The 16,161-nt window shown below is 52.9% G+C and carries 14 protein-coding genes; 7 read left to right on the forward strand and 7 right to left on the reverse strand.

The genetic code is table 11. The annotated features are described in order from the left end of the window. Positions 1-178: 178 nt before the first annotated feature. The 3 genes from EL29_RS15770 (at position 179) to ppa (ending at position 1,730) form a co-directional block, all read left to right on the forward strand. Complete coding sequence (locus EL29_RS15770; protein WP_022622415.1) at positions 179-589, forward strand: lysozyme inhibitor LprI family protein; 411 nt, start codon at positions 179-181, stop codon at positions 587-589. A 60-nt stretch (positions 590-649) separates the two neighbouring features. Continuing rightward, positions 650-1,099: a DUF441 domain-containing protein gene (locus EL29_RS15775; RefSeq protein ID WP_028715847.1), complete on the forward strand. Its 450-nt coding sequence runs from the start codon at positions 650-652 to the stop codon at positions 1,097-1,099. Between the two features lie 100 nt (positions 1,100-1,199). Continuing rightward, complete coding sequence (gene ppa / locus EL29_RS15780; protein WP_013027376.1) at positions 1,200-1,730, forward strand: inorganic diphosphatase; 531 nt, start codon at positions 1,200-1,202, stop codon at positions 1,728-1,730. A 144-nt stretch (positions 1,731-1,874) separates the two neighbouring features. Here ppa and EL29_RS15785 read toward each other — a convergent pair whose 3' ends face one another. The 4 genes from EL29_RS15785 to tamA all read right to left on the reverse strand — a co-directional run bounded on the left by EL29_RS15785 (position 1,875) and on the right by tamA (position 9,543). Next, a complete protein-coding gene (locus EL29_RS15785) occupies positions 1,875-3,356 on the reverse strand; it encodes a glucosyltransferase domain-containing protein (protein WP_013027377.1) in 1,482 nt (493 codons plus the stop codon). Positions 3,357-3,704: 348 nt separating this feature from the next. Next, positions 3,705-4,061: a gamma-glutamylcyclotransferase family protein gene (locus EL29_RS15790; protein WP_013027378.1), complete on the reverse strand. Its 357-nt coding sequence runs from the start codon at positions 4,059-4,061 to the stop codon at positions 3,705-3,707. 2 nt (positions 4,062-4,063) lie between these two features. Beyond that, positions 4,064-7,831, reverse strand: a complete 3,768-nt coding sequence (gene tamB / locus EL29_RS15795) for an autotransporter assembly complex protein TamB (protein ID WP_028715848.1) — start codon at positions 7,829-7,831, stop codon at positions 4,064-4,066. After that, the gene (gene tamA, locus EL29_RS15800; RefSeq protein WP_176019129.1) at positions 7,828-9,543 is read right to left on the reverse strand and encodes an autotransporter assembly complex protein TamA; all 1,716 of its coding nucleotides are present in this window, start codon (positions 9,541-9,543) and stop codon (positions 7,828-7,830) included. The genes tamB and tamA overlap by 4 nt, the downstream gene beginning before the upstream one ends. A 163-nt stretch (positions 9,544-9,706) precedes the next feature. Between tamA and EL29_RS15805 the strand changes: the two genes are divergently transcribed. Together EL29_RS15805 and paeA are read left to right on the forward strand one after the other, a co-directional pair. Continuing rightward, positions 9,707-9,874 (forward strand): hypothetical protein, encoded by a 168-nt coding sequence (locus tag EL29_RS15805; RefSeq protein WP_155270047.1) that lies wholly within the window; start codon positions 9,707-9,709, stop codon positions 9,872-9,874. A gap of 182 nt (positions 9,875-10,056) precedes the next feature. Further along, positions 10,057-11,376, forward strand: a complete 1,320-nt coding sequence (gene paeA, locus EL29_RS15810; RefSeq protein WP_013027381.1) for a polyamine export protein PaeA — start codon at positions 10,057-10,059, stop codon at positions 11,374-11,376. A 32-nt stretch (positions 11,377-11,408) separates the two neighbouring features. Here paeA and ytfK read toward each other — a convergent pair whose 3' ends face one another. Beyond that, positions 11,409-11,615: a stringent response modulator YtfK gene (gene ytfK, locus EL29_RS15815; RefSeq protein WP_003855513.1), complete on the reverse strand. Its 207-nt coding sequence runs from the start codon at positions 11,613-11,615 to the stop codon at positions 11,409-11,411. 313 nt (positions 11,616-11,928) lie between these two features. Between ytfK and EL29_RS15820 the strand changes: the two genes are divergently transcribed. After that, positions 11,929-12,486 carry a YtfJ family protein gene (locus EL29_RS15820; protein ID WP_024471139.1) on the forward strand — a complete coding sequence of 186 codons (558 nt, stop codon included), beginning with the start codon at positions 11,929-11,931 and terminating at the stop codon, positions 12,484-12,486. Positions 12,487-12,523: 37 nt separating this feature from the next. Here EL29_RS15820 and cysQ read toward each other — a convergent pair whose 3' ends face one another. Further along, positions 12,524-13,267, reverse strand: a complete 744-nt coding sequence (cysQ, locus tag EL29_RS15825) for a 3'(2'),5'-bisphosphate nucleotidase CysQ (RefSeq protein WP_014604907.1) — start codon at positions 13,265-13,267, stop codon at positions 12,524-12,526. 294 nt (positions 13,268-13,561) lie between these two features. Between cysQ and EL29_RS15830 the strand changes: the two genes are divergently transcribed. Beyond that, positions 13,562-15,502: a bifunctional 2',3'-cyclic-nucleotide 2'-phosphodiesterase/3'-nucleotidase gene (locus EL29_RS15830; protein WP_028715850.1), complete on the forward strand. Its 1,941-nt coding sequence runs from the start codon at positions 13,562-13,564 to the stop codon at positions 15,500-15,502. Positions 15,503-15,538: 36 nt separating this feature from the next. Here the strand turns inward: EL29_RS15830 and fklB are convergent, their stop codons facing one another. Then, a complete protein-coding gene (gene fklB / locus EL29_RS15835) occupies positions 15,539-16,159 on the reverse strand; it encodes an FKBP-type peptidyl-prolyl cis-trans isomerase (protein WP_014604905.1) in 621 nt (206 codons plus the stop codon). Positions 16,160-16,161: the final 2 nt, after the last annotated feature.

Here is a 16,161-nt window from a genome sequence, read left to right on the forward strand (position 1 = left end):
TTGATCGTTTCCGTATGAGTAGTAAAAGGCGAAAAAAATTTCGACAACCCTTAAACGGAGAAAGTATCGGCACTGCGATTCGTAAACTTTAGCGCCAGTGAATGATTAACCCATTCATTACCGCTAATCTGTTAATGAATCTGAAGGTATTGTGTTAAAAAAACAAAAGGTGAAATCCATGAAAAGAGGATGGGTGTTGCTGTTACTCTTAAGCTGCAACGCAGCAGTTGCGGAGCAGTCCACTATTGATGTCACATTAAATCAATGCCTTAATCAAGCTGACACCACGCTGGCCTTGATGCAATGCCAGGATGCGGCGACCCAGGAGTGGGACAAGGAAATGAACACGCAGTACAGTGCATTGATGAAAAAATTAAGCGGACAGCCCAGAGAAAAACTGCGTGCCGCACAGCGCGCATGGATGAAATACCGTGAGGCATGGTTAGCGGCGAGCCGCAGCCAACTGAATACGCAGGGCACCCTTGGTCCCGTTGCGCTGGCGGCGCAGAGTACAGCCCTGGTACGCAATCAAACGTTACAACTGCAATCTTTGGCCAATGGCAGTTGCGCTAACCCCGATGATTGTTGATTAATGTCAGTCCGTTGTTGGCTTTTTGCCAATGTTGTCTTTTACCTGCAGGGAAAAATCATGGCTGCTTATGCCTCTACGCTGATATTAATCGGCCTTGCCATACTGAGCTATTTTGTCCACAACACCGCCGTCACCCTTTCTATATTGATTCTGCTGGTCATCAAACTGACCCCGTTGGCGCAGTTCTTCCCTTACGTGGAAAAACAGGGCATTACGATAGGCATTATCATCCTTACGGTGGCGGTCATGGCCCCGCTCGCCAGCGGTTCGTTGCCCGCCTCCTCCCTGGTTAAGTCCTTTGCCAGTTGGCAATCCATTGTGGCGGTGCTGGTGGGTATTTTTGTCGCCTGGCTGGGCGGCCGTGGCGTCAGCTATATGAGCGTGCAACCTTCGGTCATTGGCGGGTTGTTGATGGGCACGGTGATTGGTGTAGCGTTTTTCCGCGGCGTCCCGGTAGGGCCATTGATTGCTGCGGGCATTGTTTCCCTGTTCATCACGGCCAAATAGCGTTGAGGAGCATTCCGAAACGCCAAAAAGGGGGCGTACTTTCACAGTCAGTTGGCTATAATAGCCAACACTCAACACACGACGACTGAAGGAATTCCCGATGAGTTTGAACCAGGTGCCAGCAGGTAAAGACCTGCCAGAAGATATCTACGTAATTATTGAGATCCCGGCCAATGCCGATCCGATCAAATATGAAGTTGATAAAGATTCTGGAGCCCTGTTTGTAGATCGCTTCATGTCCACTGCGATGTTCTATCCGTGCAACTATGGTTACATCAACCATACCCTGTCACTGGATGGCGATCCGGTAGACGTGCTGGTCCCTACCCAGTACCCACTGGAGCCAGGCTCAGTGATCCGTTGCCGCCCGGTTGGCGTATTAAAAATGACCGACGAGTCAGGTGAAGATGCCAAGCTGGTTGCCGTTCCGCATACCAAGCTCACCAAAGAATACGATCACATTAAAGATGTGAACGACCTGCCAGAGCTGCTGCGTGCGCAGATCACCCATTTCTTTGAGCACTACAAAGATCTGGAAAAAGGCAAATGGGTTAAGGTTGACGGCTGGGATAACGCTGAAGCAGCGAAAGCTGAGATCATCTCTTCTTTCGAGCGTGCGGCGAAGAAATAAATCCCCTTGAGCTGAAACGCCCTACCGCTTTTCAGCACAGGACAAAAGGCAAACGACGTTTTCCTTTGTCATACATACAGGCCCTGCTACGGGCCTGTATTTTTTTGTCGTTATTATGTTGCTTCGTTGCGGGCTGGCCGCCTGTTAGTGCTGGCATCCCTTTAATGTGAAATCGACGGTTAAACGATCGCGATACTTATACAGGTCATAGTCCTGATTATGCGCAATGCGTTCTCCATGGCACATCGACATGACCACATCCTCATGGCTTACCGTAATATCGTCCTGTATGGGATTGGACGCTTTAAAGCCTCTTATTGCCATATAGGGAAACGGAAACCACCAGTTGGCAAAATATTCAGGAATCAGCGCACTGAGCACAGGATAATTATTAAGAGAATTGAGATAGACAGGTGAACGAGGCGCGGTCCCGTTAAACTGCATATAGAGCGCTCCCACAGACAATGCATTTGTGTCCCGTTTTAACTGATTCGTAATCCCGGCATTAATTACGTCCTGTTGATGAACCGCATTACCGTACACATATATGCCCGTAAATGCATAGAGCAAAGGAATCGCGATAATGACGTTGACGAAGGCGCCTTTTCCCTTCATTGCCCATGCCAGTAATGTTGCACTGAACAGCATAAACCCACTCACTGCCAGCATCACCCGAGGAGCAAGAAGGGGATTCTGTAAAATAAGCAGACTCCCCGGAATAATCACGAAGGCAGCGAAGGGGAACAGCAGCGCCAGTATGGCAACCATAATACGGATGGGATTACGCTGTTGTTGTACATAGCGTAGGGCAATTATTGCTGCGGACACGACAGCCACGACCAGAACTGAAAGCAGCACTGCCATCCCTTTGCCATCTTTATAGAAGGTAGCATCAATAAAATGCCAGTAGGCCAGCGCATTGTTGCAGAGAGTTCCCCATAGCTGGTTACTGGCAATACCGGGATGATTGGCAGCATGCTCACCAGAGAAGGTTAGCGGTAACAGGATCTTAAGGTAGATAACAGACGCGACCAGAAACGCTGCACCTCGCTGAACAAGATCGCGAATAATCTGTAACGGCGGCGTATTGTTCACCATCTGACCAAATGCCACAACAAAGACCATCATGACCGCAATATTGATGGCTATTTGATAAAGGCAATAAATAGCGAGAAGAACAAAGACCGCTGTCAGGAACTGGATAATCGTTTTTTGTACCGGAAATAATACCCAGGCCAGGCTCAACACGAGCGCAGAACCGATAGTGAGCACATCAAAACGATAGGAAAATATTTCAGCCAGATACGGATTAGCAAAAAAACTCAGCGTGGCTAACACGCCAACCCAGGTTTTCGACGCGGTGAAGTGGCGATGATGGTAGTGTGCCAACGTTACAGCGATAAGAACGGCAGTGATAATGAGCGGTAAAGGAAAAATATCTGAAACATGGGAACTGAGGAACAGCGCTTTCATTAGCAGGTCAGCTAATGGCCTTCCGTCTCTCCCCCAGAGTGCATTGCCCGTTATTGCTCTGCCGTTGTCATCAATATAAAAAGTATTGGCAAGTAACAGCGGTAAAGAAAATATAAAAGCAGCGATAAGATAAATATTGATTGTTTTTTTCATTACTCTTCACTTTGATGATATCTGTACGGTCATTCGCTGAGTGAGTGATAACCGGGCGTTCATGCGACGCATTTACCCGCCCGTAAGCTTACCGGAAAAGGTTTTGTATCATTAACGACATTAACCGCCCTTTCCACACTTTTTCATAAATTGCCCATGATTAAATCCTGTCTTGCTTACGGCCGCACGACACCGAAGACATTACGTCTCGTCTTAAAAGCCCTGAGAAGACACGATAATGAGGCAGGCTGGAGAGTCGCCTGAAAACAGGAATAAAAGGGTTCATCAAGATCATGAACCCTTTTATCTGAATGGCATTCAGCTTAACTGGCTGGTGAGTCCAACGAACTAATCGCTTTCCTGCTCCTCTTCACGTTTCAGCCAGTCGCCGCTCATAATGCGCTGACGTCCTGAAACTGAACGTTGATAAACATAAAGCCACGCGCTCCCAAACGGCGTCTGAATCAGAAAACGTTTGTATTCTCCGCCTTTGGTGCGAAGCGCATCTAACTCGGCGAGGATGGAGGCATCAATTCGGTATACTTCGCAATATACCGTTCCTTCGCCAGTAATCACGCCGGGATAGTGACCCAGACTGTAAAGCTCATAGCCCTCAATCTGATGGTCACCCAACCATTGCGCGTGTGTCATCCAGTGACTGTTTCCCTGTTTGCGCCGTAAACTGCCATAGACAATTATTCGCATTGCTAAAACTCAAACTGATAAAGCAAATCAAGAGCCTGATCCACACCGGACACGGCTTCCAAATAGAGTTTGGGCATCAGGCGGTAACGCAAGGTTAACGTTGCCAGTGAATCAAAAATGCCCACTCCGTATTTTACTTGTAGACCCGGCAGTACATAGCCGCTGACCTGCACCTGTTGACTGTCGCCAACGCCGGTGGTGTCGAGAGCAAGGTTACTTACACCGAACGTCTCGCCGATTTTACCCACAACCTGCCCACTTTGTGCAACCCCTAAGCCGACTAACGCCGAAGTTAGTGCGTTACCGTCACCGTCGCTTTTCAGTCCCTGACCCCGTAACAGGTATGAAAGGGCTTCCTGCTGTGACATCGCCGGATCGGAGAACACTTCTACTTTTGGCTCGTCTGCCAGCCCCGTGACGCGCAATCCTGCGGTTACGCCATCCTCTGTTGCATCCGGATTACGAATCGCCTCCAGGTTGAGATAAGGCTGGTCTGGCGGGCCTGCAAACTGCAGTTCACCTTTGCGTACGATCAAGTCCTGGCCATAGGCATGGAAACGGCCGGATGGAATGTTGATCTGTCCATTAAGCCCCAGTCCGGATTTATCCTGCACCATTTTCAGATCGCCATTGAGCCGGGCTTTTAGTCCAAAGGCCGACAGACGTACGTCGTTTCCGACGTGAATGGTCAGGTTACTGTTAATCGGTATTGAGGCGGTTTTAGGCTCAATCGGTTTGAGGTTCTTATCCAGCATCACCTCGTCAGAGGAGACGCCCACGGCGCTCTCTGGCACCTCTTGTACCGTGATGCGCGCCCATGGGATATCAACCCGGCCGTCAAGGTTAAAGGCGGCTGGCGTAGCCTCAAAGACCACATCCGGGGAAACGTCCATGCGCACCATGGGCGGCACGGTGACGCGAACCCGACTGCCTTTAGCGGCAACGCGCGCACGCCAGTTATCCAACTGACTCCAGTCCGCATCGCCACTCAGGTTAATGTTGCCCTGTGCGGTCTGGAGCAGGCCATTCAGCGTCGAACTCATGCCGTTAAACACCATATTCAGGCTGGCACTGGTCAGATCCACCGGCATGAAGTTGCCTTTTACGTTCACATCTTTGAGGCCGAGTTGACCAAAAATCTGCGGCTGCTGTGCCGTTCCTCCCAGACGCAGATTACTGTTCAGATTGCCTTTGATGCTTTCGCCCTGCATCAACGCCGGGTTGATCATTGCCAGCGAGATGTTGCGGATATTCACGTTGCCGCCCAGCGTACGGCGCTGCTGCGGATCGGTAATCTGCACATTGCCGTCCAGCTGACCGTTATTCACGATGCGAATCAGCCAGTCGAGCTGAGCCCGTCCGTCCCGCAGTGCCGCATTAACGTTAATCGTGTTAAAGGCGATGGGCAGCGTATTGCCCTGCACATCCTGCGCGACTTTCACGTTGTTACTCTTCAGCGCCAGCGTGCCGACGGGCAGTTTACCCTCCGCCGTCCAGTTGACGCGGGCATCGCCGCTGAACACGCCGCTCAGCTGCGTTTGATCGGTCAGGAAGGGTTTCAACATTGCCAGATCGAAGCGGTTTAACACCACGTGAGCATGACCACTGGGGCCGGCTTCAATGGGCTCTGGCACACAAAGCTGTGCATTGGGGTTTTGCCAGCAGTGGGGGCCGATCGTCGCGCTCTGTTTCTGATTAAAATAGTCAATGGTCATCGCACGCGTCAGGCGCCATTCACCCACCGGCGTGTCAAAACGCGTGTTATTAAGGCTGCCTTTCCACGTCTCTGTCTGACGGTCAAAGCTGCCGTTGAGCGCAAGCTGTCCTGATACCGGCTCACCCTGTACGTTGAGTTTGAGCTGGTGCTGCTTTTCATCACCCTCGGCATTGAGCGTCAGCAGGCTGATGTTGAGTGCATCCTGTTTTAGCTGTTCAACCCGCAATTGAAGTTTACCGGCGATCTGATCGCTGGAGCGCACGTCGCTTTTCAGGGTGATGCGGCGGACAAGCAGTTGCTGCCAGCGTAACCCCGTGGCGGTAAGATCGGCCAGCAACTGTGGCGCTTTCAGCGTACCGCGTGCTTTGATATCCCCTTTCACCACGCCGCCCAGGCCCGGAAGTGCATTATCAAGACGGGGCGCATCAACGTTGGCATCCAGGTTCAGGCTATCTGCCAGACTGCCTTTTATCTCCAGGTGATTGCGTCCCAGCGCTATTTTGATGCCGGGGATATCCCATTGGTTGTAGCTGTTGCCCCTTAAGGTCCCCTCTGCGCTGACCGCATTCTGCTTAACGTTACCTTTTAGCATCAGTTGCGGTACGCTGACCTGCCAGCTGCCGCCATACAGGCTGCCGCGCGTGGTAATGTTGCCGTTCAGCTTTGCCGGCCAGTCAGGATACTGGCGTGCGGTATTGATGCCGTCCAGCGTCAACTCACTGCGCCAGCTGATCGCTTTGCTCCAGTCCACCAGCGCTGTCAGATCAACGTTGCCCTGCAACACCGCCACACGCAGCTTATCCAGACTGAACTGCTGAACGTTGCCTTTCCCCTCCAGGGCGACCGTCGCAGGCGGCACCGACTCCCCTTTGACCGACGTACGGAGCGACATGACATAGTCAGTCGCCTTGCCGTTGAACTGGTAGTGAAGATCGTCGGCCTGATACTGAACCGGCCCGGTCAGGGGCCAGCGTAACTGCGGACTGGTCAGGTTGAGCGCCAGCGGAAGCCCAATAACGGCGGGCTGGGCGCTGGCATCGAGCTGCGCGCGCACCGGGCCTGAAAGCGTTAGCGCCAGTTTCAACTCGTCGCGCATCGCACCTTTTACTGTCAGATTTAGCTTTTCGCCTTTCACCGGATCAACGTTCACGTCACCGTTTAGCGTCAAATCAACGGGCCAGTTGTCGGCCAGCGTCGCCTGACCGCTGCCGTTCAGCTTGCCCAGGTTTGAATCCACCGCCAGCGTTTGCAACTGCATATGCCGGTCGAGGGTTTTTGCCTTCACCTGCAATCGGCTTACCGTAATATCGGTATCCCCAGTAATCCGCAACTGCTCGCCCACAATGTCCTGTACATCAATGTCCAGCGGAAGCTGAAAGTCGGGCAGTTCAGGCAACAGCGGTTTGGCAAACATCGCCTGTAAGGTTTCGCCCAGCGGCTTCTCGTCGGGCTTCGGCTGCTGTATTTTGGGCTGCACCACCTGCTCTTTTGCCACCTGCGCCGCTTTCGGCAGCGCAATCAGCAGGCTTTGAATATGGGTGGGATTGAGCGTCAGCGCACGATCCTGCCACTGCAGGCCGGTGGTAAAATCCACCAGCGAAATAGCGGTATCATCCACTTTCACGTTTATATTGTGCAGGCCCACGTGGCGCAGGGCGATCGGATAGGGCGTGCTGAGGTTTGTCTTGCCGCTTTCTTCTTCCGGCGGCGCGGTGGAGGGCGTCATCTTTTTGCTGTCGACCACCACGCTGATATCCTTCAGCGTAAGATCGTTCACACAAACAGACGAGTGCAGCAGGCAGTTAAGATCCACGGCCAGATGGATATTGCCCGCGTTCACGCTGACGCCAGGCATCTCATAGCGCAATCCACTGAGGGTAAGATTACGCCAGCCACCGTCCACTTTGTTGATGGATAGCCCCGGCACCCAGCGCGTAGCGCCCTTCAGCACCAGATATAATCCCGGCGTTGTACCAATCAAAAATGCCAGGCCGGCAAACAGCAGCACTAAAAAAATCAAAAAGCCAATCAGGACCTTTTTCCAGCGCGTCATAATTCAGGCCCCAATCCTACGTAAAATTGCACACCATGCTCCTCGCTGTCGCCAATAGGGCGGGCAATATCAAACTTAATGGGCCCCACGGGTGATGCCCAGCGTACGCCGATACCGGCACCGGTTTTGATATTGCTTTGACTGATGTCATTAACGGCCTCACCGGAGTCAATAAACACCGCACCCCACCATTTGCCGCTGACGTTGTATTGATATTCCAGCGAACCGGTGGCCATTTTCGAGGCCCCGGTCAGTTTGCCGTCACTGTCACGGGGCGAAACGTTTTTGTATTTATAACCGCGAATGCTGCGATCCCCGCCGGCGAAGAAACGCAGGTCCGGCGGCACCCTGTCGAAGTCGTTGGTTTCAATCCATCCCACCGTGCCGCGCGCGATAAAGCGGTTCTTTTCGCCCAGTGTGCGGATCCAGACGTTTTGCGCCTGCAGGATCAAGAAATCGACATCCGATCCCCAGGTGGTATCGGACACATCGGCGGAATAACGCTGCGAGTCGCCCCAGGTGGGCATTAAGCCCCCGCGCGAACGGGTGCGGTTGAGACTGACGCCGGGATAGAGCAGCATCGTGGTGTTAGTGACGTTACCCTGTGTAAAGTGGTCCAGGCTCCAGCGCAGATTAAGGGCTCTTTGCCAGCCGCTGCTGCTGTCCCAGTTACGTGATACCGCCAGCGTACTGGTGTCCGCCTTGGTATCGTTGAGGTCGGTGCGCTTCAGGCCGCCCGAGAACGTGTAGTACTGCTCCAGGGGGCTTTTCAGCAAGGGGACTTTATAACTGAGATCGACCTGCTGCTCGGGGGCAGAGATATAGGCACTGGCGACCATGCTGTGACCGCGATCGTTAACCCAGGGCTTTCTCCACGTTCCTTTCAGGCGCGGTCCGACATCGGTTGAATAACCGACACCGGCTTCGATGGTGTTTTTAGCGCGGGGCGATACCACCGCATTCAAAGGCAGGACTTTGGTTTTACGTCCCTGCTTAAACTCAGGCGCAACCACAACTGACTGGAACCAGCCGGTCGCAGAAAGACGGCGGTTAAGCTCAGCCAGATCGCGCGAGCTGTAGTAATCGCCCTCTTTAAAAGGGACTAAATTTTGCAAATAGGCTTCGCGAATCTGCGAACCTTCAAAGCTGACATTGCCAAAACGATAGCGCGGGCCGCTGTTGTAATCGAGATCCCAAAAGGCTTCGTGGCGCGCAACGGAAACGCCCAGCTCGCTTTTCTCAAACTCACCGTCGAAATAGCCGTTACGGAGGGCAAGGTTAGTGAAGCCGCTTTTGAATTTGTCGTACTGCCCGTGATTCAGCACCGTTCCGACTTTGGGGCGCCCCTGCGCGATCCAGTTTTTATAGTCCGCATCGTTTTTAGCCTGGCCGGTGACGATAATCGTACTGCCCGCAATTTTTACCGGCTGACCGGGCGTGACGCGGGCGATTAACACCGGACGGCCGCCCTGAGGTGGCGCGGGCCGCGATACGAAGTCGATATCCGGCTCATAATAGCCAAGCGCACGCAGCCCCTCTTTTATTGCCGCGGATACCCGGGAGCGAAAGCGGCCATCGTTGGTGACTTCATCGCTGCCAATAGTCGACAGGCGTGCCCTGACGTTTTTTTGCAGTTCTCCGGTTAGCCCTTCCAGCTGTAGTCGAACCGGCGCTGCCCCGAAGGCGGGCGCGACGAGTAGCAAACCCGCCATGCAATAAACATAAAATCGTGGCACCTGTACTCCTGTCTGTCATGCCTGCCCCATTCCACAGGGCGCGTGTTAATCCTCGTTACCGATACGATCGCGACGGCAACTCACTCATCATAGCCGCACTTTTTGCTAACTGGCAGTGTACAACGAGTTATAAGTCAAATTGAGCATTATTGTCGGCAAAACCCACTTACGTTACAACGATGTTGTTACGTCGCAGGCGCCATTGCCGTTTGTACGCCTGACCGGGCGGTTGATGACAGACTGCCCGATAGCCTCACAGGACGCCACCGATTGCCCTCTGGCGGCGGCATCGTCGCTGCTGCTATAATCACCCACCACAGGCATCCCGCCTGTCTTCATTTCTGCCCCGACGCTCACGCATTGTGTTAAATGGGCGCAGACATTTTTGGCACGGATAGCTCCCCTTGCGTCACCAGCACAGGGAATGACCGCCTAAACCGCACGCTGCCCAGGCCAAAAATGACAAGTGAATAACTCTTTGGATCTCATATGCTTGATAGCTTACTTGTCATTCTGCTACTGATCGTAATCAGTGCTTTTTTCTCTCTTTCGGAAATCTCGCTGGCCGCCGCCCGCAAGATTAAGCTGAAACTTCTGGCCGACGAAGGCAACATCAACGCTCAGCGCGTTTTGAAAATGCAGGAAACCCCCGGCATGTTCTTTACCGTGGTGCAAATCGGCCTGAATGCCGTGGCGATCCTCGGTGGTATCGTCGGTGATGCGGCGTTTTCGCCCGCGTTTTCCAGCCTGTTTAACCGCTTTATGTCGCATGAACTTGCCGAACAGCTTAGCTTTATCTGCTCGTTTACCATCGTGACCAGCCTGTTTATTCTGTTTGCCGACCTGACCCCGAAACGCGTCGGTATGATCGCGCCCGAAACCATCGCCCTGCGCATTATCAATCCCATGCGCTTCTGCTTGCTGGTGATGCGCCCGCTGGTGTGGCTGTTCAACGGTCTGGCCAACGTCTTCTTTCGCATTTTTAAACTGCCGATGGTGCGTAAAGACGATATTACCTCTGACGATATTTATGCGGTTGTCGAAGCCGGTGCGCTGGCCGGTGTGCTGCGTAAGCAGGAGCACGAACTCATTGAGAACGTGTTTGAACTGGAGTCGCGTACCGTCCCTTCCTCCATGACCTCACGCGAAAACATTGTCTGGTTCGATCTGCACGAAGATGAAGTCAGCCTGAAAACCAAAATCGCTCAACATCCTCACTCTAAATTCCTGGTCTGTAATGGCGATATTGACCACATTGTGGGCTATGTCGACTCTAAAGAGCTCCTGCTGCGCGTGCTGGGAAATCAGAGCATGGCGCTGAACAGCGGGGTTCAGATCCGATCGGCGCTTATTGTGCCCGATACGCTGACGTTATCTGAGGCGCTGGAAAGCTTTAAGACGGCGGGTGACGATTTTGCGGTCATCATGAACGAGTACGCGCTGGTGGTGGGCATCATTACGCTTAACGACGTCATGACCACGCTGATGGGCGACCTGGTGGGCCAGGGCATGGAAGAGCAAATCGTCGCACGTGACGAAAACTCCTGGCTGGTGGAAGGCGGTACGCCGATAGATGATGTCATGCGCGTGCTGGATATCGATGATTTTCCGCAGTCAGGTAACTACGAAACCATTGGCGGCTTTATGATGTATATGCTGCGCAAAATCCCGAAGCGCACAGACTTTGTGAAGTTTGCCGGTTACAAGTTCGAAGTTGTGGATATCGACAGCTACCGAATTGACCAGCTACTTGTGACGCGGATTGATGAACGCCCGCCGATGCTGAATGTGGCAAAAACCGAAGAGTAGAAACACTAAGGGCGCCAACGGCGCCCTGTTATTTAGTTGAACTCTAGCTTGAGACGAACGACCTGGCGGTTAATTTCTGACATCACGCTCAGGTGCTGTTTGTCTTTGACCCGTGGGATCAGGACTTTACCTTTATCAAACTCGAATGCGCCAACATCCTTGATGTACAACCTTCCTTTAAACAGCGTCTTAACATATTTTGCTATCTGTAGTGGATTATAGCGCTGGAAGATTTTCATAGTGATTAACTCCTTAATTTTTAAGCACGCTTCACCGTTGCCAAATTCGGTACGGATCCATGAAGCGCGAATTCGAGATAAACTATAGAACACTCTGTTTGCTTCGCACGATAAGAAATAAATTTTTTTACCGTTCTGACACAACATTACAGAATACTCTGTTATTTACTTTTCACTATTCAGTATAAACCTTCATTGGTTAAAGAATTGTGTTGTCGATAGCAAAGCTGACAGCTTTTTGAGACAGCCGCATCATCCCTACTTAATATGACAGTGGAATGACTAACTGGTCTGATCACTGGAGAGAATGATGATGCGTGCAACACTGGCAGCACTGGCTTTATCGTTGTTGATTCCCGTTAGCGCGCTGGCGCATAACATTGAGCTGGGCAAACGTGTGCCAGCAGTGGGCGTCAACGACAAAGGCGAGCTGATTTTACAGCAGGAAAAATTCAGTTATAAAAACTGGAACAGCGCTCAGCTGAGCGGAAAAGTCCGCGTAGTACAGCATATTGCCGGGCGCTCATCCGCGAAAGAGATGAACGCGGCGCTGGTTGAAGCTATCAAGGCAGCGAAATTGCCTCACGACCGCTATCAGACCACCACCATTGTTAATACCGATGATGCCATTCCTGGCACCAGCATGTTCGTACGCAGCAGTATTCACAGTAATAAGCAGCAGTATCCCTGGTCGCAGTTTATCGTCGACAGCAATGGCAATGTGCAGCACGCCTGGCAATTACAGCAGGGCGGCTCGGCTATTGTGGTACTGGATAAAACGGGTCAGGTTAAATACGTTAAAGACGGGGCGCTCTCTCAGCAGGAGGTGCAGCAGGTGATGAGCTTATTAAAATCGCTGTTGCAGGACTGAAGGCGGAAAGCGGGAGGGCTGCGCCTCCCGCACTGGGTTAAAACAGCGAGACGCGAAAGCCGGGATTAAGAAAAGATTCACGCGGTGCATAGTCCAGTGTTCTTCCCTGCCAGTCGTGAACGTGAGCACCCGCGGCCGCGGCAACGGCATGACCCGCTCCGGTATCCCAAATATTGGTTGGCCCAAAGCGCGGATAGAGCTGTGCTTTCCCTTCTGCCACCAGGCAAAACTTCAGTGATGACCCGGTTGCCACCGTCTGATGTTCCCCCAGTTGCTTGAGGTACTCTTTCATCTCGTCGTCGTCGTTGTGCGAACGGCTCACCACCACTAACGGTGGACGCGCATCAAGCACATGAATCTGTTGTCGCTCGCCGTTCTCTTCTTTCCAGGCTTTGCCCTCTGCGGCGGAATACATCACGCCCAGCGCGGGAGCATAAACCACGCCCATTACCGGTTTGCCCTGCTCAATCAGCGCAATATTCACGGTAAATTCGCCGTTACGTTTGATAAATTCTTTGGTGCCATCCAGCGGGTCAACCAGCCAGTAACGTTGCCAGTGCTGGCGAACCTCCCAGCCGGGCGGATCTTCCTCTGACAGCACCGGAATATCCGGTGTCAGCTGTTTTAAGCCCGACACAATCACATCATGAGCGGCCAGGTCTGCCGCCGTGACAGGAGAATCATCCGCTTTGTGAGAAACGTCTGTCGGAACGGAACCGTTGTAGACCTGCATAATCGCGTCGCCTGCTTCACGCGCCAGTTGGCTTATTTGCTCTAACATTTTCCACCTCATGTATGAGAATGCTACGCGTTAACTGTCATACCCGTTGGAATACAGTCTAGCAGCTTCACGTTCATCTCTGATTTCAGGCAAACATTCTGAATCATTTTTCAGGTATATCAACATAATAGAAAAAAATGGCAACGATATCCTTTTACAGAGCCTGCAACGCGTTTCGCCCGACCCCAGCGTGCGGCTGACTCAAAACGTTATCTTCATCACGATTTAATCTGCCCTTTCATCAGAGTTTTACATTATTTTTGTAGCCTTGATCTATTAGCTTTGGGAGCGAGCATGTTTAAGGCGGGAATGATGTTACTGGCGTTGAGCGTTTCAGTTGCAGCACAGGGAGCCACCGTGGATTTACGCGTGCTGGAAACGACCGATCTGCACAGCAATATAATGGACTTCGACTACTACAAAGATACGCCCACGGAAAAATATGGTCTGGTGCGCACCGCCTCGTTAATCCATGCGGCGCGTCAGGAAGCCACCAACAGCGTTTTGGTAGACAATGGCGATCTTATTCAGGGCAGCCCGCTGGGCGACTATATGGCCGCAAAAGGGCTCAAACAGGGCGACATCCATCCTGTCTATAAAGCCATGAATACGCTTGATTACAGCGTCGGTACGTTGGGCAACCATGAGTTTAACTACGGCCTGCCGTACCTGCAAAAAGCGCTGGCTGGCGCGCGCTTCCCCTATGTGAATGCGAACGTTATCGATCTGAAAAGCGGTAAGCCTCTGTTTACGCCCTACCTGATTAAACCGACCCGCGTGACCGATCGTGAGGGTAAAACACATACCCTGCAGGTGGGCTATATCGGCTTTGTCCCGCCGCAAATTATGGTGTGGGATAAAGCCAACCTGCACGACAAGGTGCGGGTGGATGACATCACAGAAACCGCACGTCGCTATGTCCCAGAGATGCGCGCTAAAGGCGCGGATGTCGTTATTGCCCTTGCCCACTCCGGTCTGAGTAGCGAACCTTATCAGGCCATGGCTGAAAATTCTGTTTATTACCTCAGCGAGGTCGCAGGCATTGATGCCATTATGTTTGGCCATGCGCACGCCGTTTTCCCAGGCAAGGAGTTTGCACGGATTAAAGGTGCGGATATTGAGAAAGGAACCCTTAACGGTATTCCTGCGGTGATGCCGGGCATGTGGGGCGATCATCTGGGCGTGGTGGATCTGGCGCTGAGCAACGCAGGTGGCCGCTGGCACGTTACTCAAGGCACCGCACAGGCGCGCCCTGTCTATGACACCGCAAACAAGACATCGCTGGCCGCAGAAGATCCGGCACTGGTTAACGTCCTGAAAGACGATCACCATGCCACCCGCGAGTTTGTCGCTCAGCCCATCGGAAAATCCGCCGACGTGATGTACAGCTACCTGTCGCTGGTTCAGGACGATCCCACCGTTCAGATTGTGAATAACGCTCAGCGCGCCTACGTGGAGCATTTTATTCAGGGCGATCCCGATCTGGCGACGCTGCCGGTGCTGTCGGCCGCTGCGCCGTTTAAAGCCGGTGGACGTAAGAACGATCCTGCCAGCTACGTGGAAGTGGAGAAAGGTGACCTGACGTTCCGAAATGCGGCGGATCTTTATCTCTATCCCAATACGCTGGTGGTGATGAAAGTGAGCGGCGAGCAGGTAAAAGAGTGGCTGGAATGCTCCGCAGGCCAGTTTAATCAGATCGATCCGACCAGCACCCGTACGCAATCGTTAATTAACTGGAATTTCCGCACCTATAACTTCGACGTGATCGACGGTGTGAGTTACCAGATTGATGTGACACAGCCGGCCCGTTATGACGAAGAGTGCCAACTGATTCATCCTGATGCCTCACGTGTTAAGGATCTTCGCTGGCAGGGGCAACCCATCGATCCTAAAGCAACCTTCCTGGTGGCGACCAATAACTACCGGGCCTACAGCGGTAAATTCGCGGGTACGGGCGACAAGTACATTGCTTTTGCCTCACCGGATGAAAACCGCTCAATCCTGGCGGCCTATATCAGCGCAGAAACCAAAAAGCAGGGGGAAGTGCGCCCTCAGGCTGACAATAACTGGCGGCTGGCGACGATCAAGGCTGCACAGCCTCTTGATATTCGCTTTGAAACCGCGCCCGGTGATAAAGCCACGCACTTTATTCAACAGCATGCGCAGTATCCAATGAAGGCAACAGGGAATGACGAGACGGGATTTGCTCTCTGGCAGGTAAATTTACAGCAGTAAGAGGGCTAAGGGCGGCATCGCGCCGCCCTTTTATCCTTACAGGATTTCCAGCAGCTCAACTTCAAAAATCAGGGTGCTGAATGGCGGGATGGACGCACCCGCACCGCGCTCGCCGTAAGCGAGGTTGTGTGGAATAACCAGTTCCCATTTGGAACCCACCGGCATCAGCGTCAGCGCTTCGATCCAGCCCGCAATCACGCCGGTAACCGGGAATTCAGCCGGTTCGCCGCGAGCGACTGAGCTGTCAAAGACGGTGCCGTCGATCAGTTTACCGGTGTAATGCACGCGTACGCGGTCCTGGCGCGATGGAATCGGACCTTCCCCCTGCGTCATCACGCTGAACTGTAAACCTGACTCGGTGCTGCTGACGCCTTCGCGCTGGGCATGGTCCTGCAGGAAAGCCTGGCCTTCTGCGGCCATCGCTTCCACGCGCTCACGACGCACGCTTTCCGCACGCTCATGGACTTCACGCAGCGCGCGATGGACCACATCAACAGGCACCGCGGGTGAGTTCCCTTCCAGCGCGTCGCGCAGGCCCGCGAGCAGTGCTTCTGGCTGCAGCCCCTGCAGACCAGACTCCAGCAGCTGCTGGCCAACCTGTAAACCAATACCGTAACTTGCTTGTGCTTCGACGCTGTCGAAAGAAGGGGTAGTCATCT

Origin of the sequence: Pantoea ananatis LMG 2665 (assembly GCF_000710035.2) — a bacterium.
In the GTDB taxonomy this organism is placed as follows: Bacteria; Pseudomonadota; Gammaproteobacteria; order Enterobacterales; family Enterobacteriaceae; genus Pantoea; species Pantoea ananatis.

What these genes read in the sequence shown, in the direction of transcription:
- cysQ (WP_014604907.1), bottom strand. Translation starts at nt 13,267, where the DNA reads ATGTTAGAGCAAATAAGCCAACTGGCGCGTGAAGCAGGCGACGCGATT.
- EL29_RS15820 (WP_024471139.1), top strand. Translation starts at nt 11,929, where the DNA reads ATGCGTGCAACACTGGCAGCACTGGCTTTATCGTTGTTGATTCCCGTT.
- EL29_RS15775 (WP_028715847.1), top strand. Translation starts at nt 650, where the DNA reads ATGGCTGCTTATGCCTCTACGCTGATATTAATCGGCCTTGCCATACTG.
- EL29_RS15785 (WP_013027377.1), bottom strand. Translation starts at nt 3,356, where the DNA reads ATGAAAAAAACAATCAATATTTATCTTATCGCTGCTTTTATATTTTCT.
- tamB (WP_028715848.1), bottom strand. Translation starts at nt 7,831, where the DNA reads ATGACGCGCTGGAAAAAGGTCCTGATTGGCTTTTTGATTTTTTTAGTG.
- EL29_RS15770 (WP_022622415.1), top strand. Translation starts at nt 179, where the DNA reads ATGAAAAGAGGATGGGTGTTGCTGTTACTCTTAAGCTGCAACGCAGCA.
- ppa (WP_013027376.1), top strand. Translation starts at nt 1,200, where the DNA reads ATGAGTTTGAACCAGGTGCCAGCAGGTAAAGACCTGCCAGAAGATATC.
- fklB (WP_014604905.1), bottom strand. Translation starts at nt 16,159, where the DNA reads ATGACTACCCCTTCTTTCGACAGCGTCGAAGCACAAGCAAGTTACGGT.
- ytfK (WP_003855513.1), bottom strand. Translation starts at nt 11,615, where the DNA reads ATGAAAATCTTCCAGCGCTATAATCCACTACAGATAGCAAAATATGTT.
- tamA (WP_176019129.1), bottom strand. Translation starts at nt 9,543, where the DNA reads ATGGCGGGTTTGCTACTCGTCGCGCCCGCCTTCGGGGCAGCGCCGGTT.
- paeA (WP_013027381.1), top strand. Translation starts at nt 10,057, where the DNA reads ATGCTTGATAGCTTACTTGTCATTCTGCTACTGATCGTAATCAGTGCT.
- EL29_RS15790 (WP_013027378.1), bottom strand. Translation starts at nt 4,061, where the DNA reads ATGCGAATAATTGTCTATGGCAGTTTACGGCGCAAACAGGGAAACAGT.
- EL29_RS15830 (WP_028715850.1), top strand. Translation starts at nt 13,562, where the DNA reads ATGTTTAAGGCGGGAATGATGTTACTGGCGTTGAGCGTTTCAGTTGCA.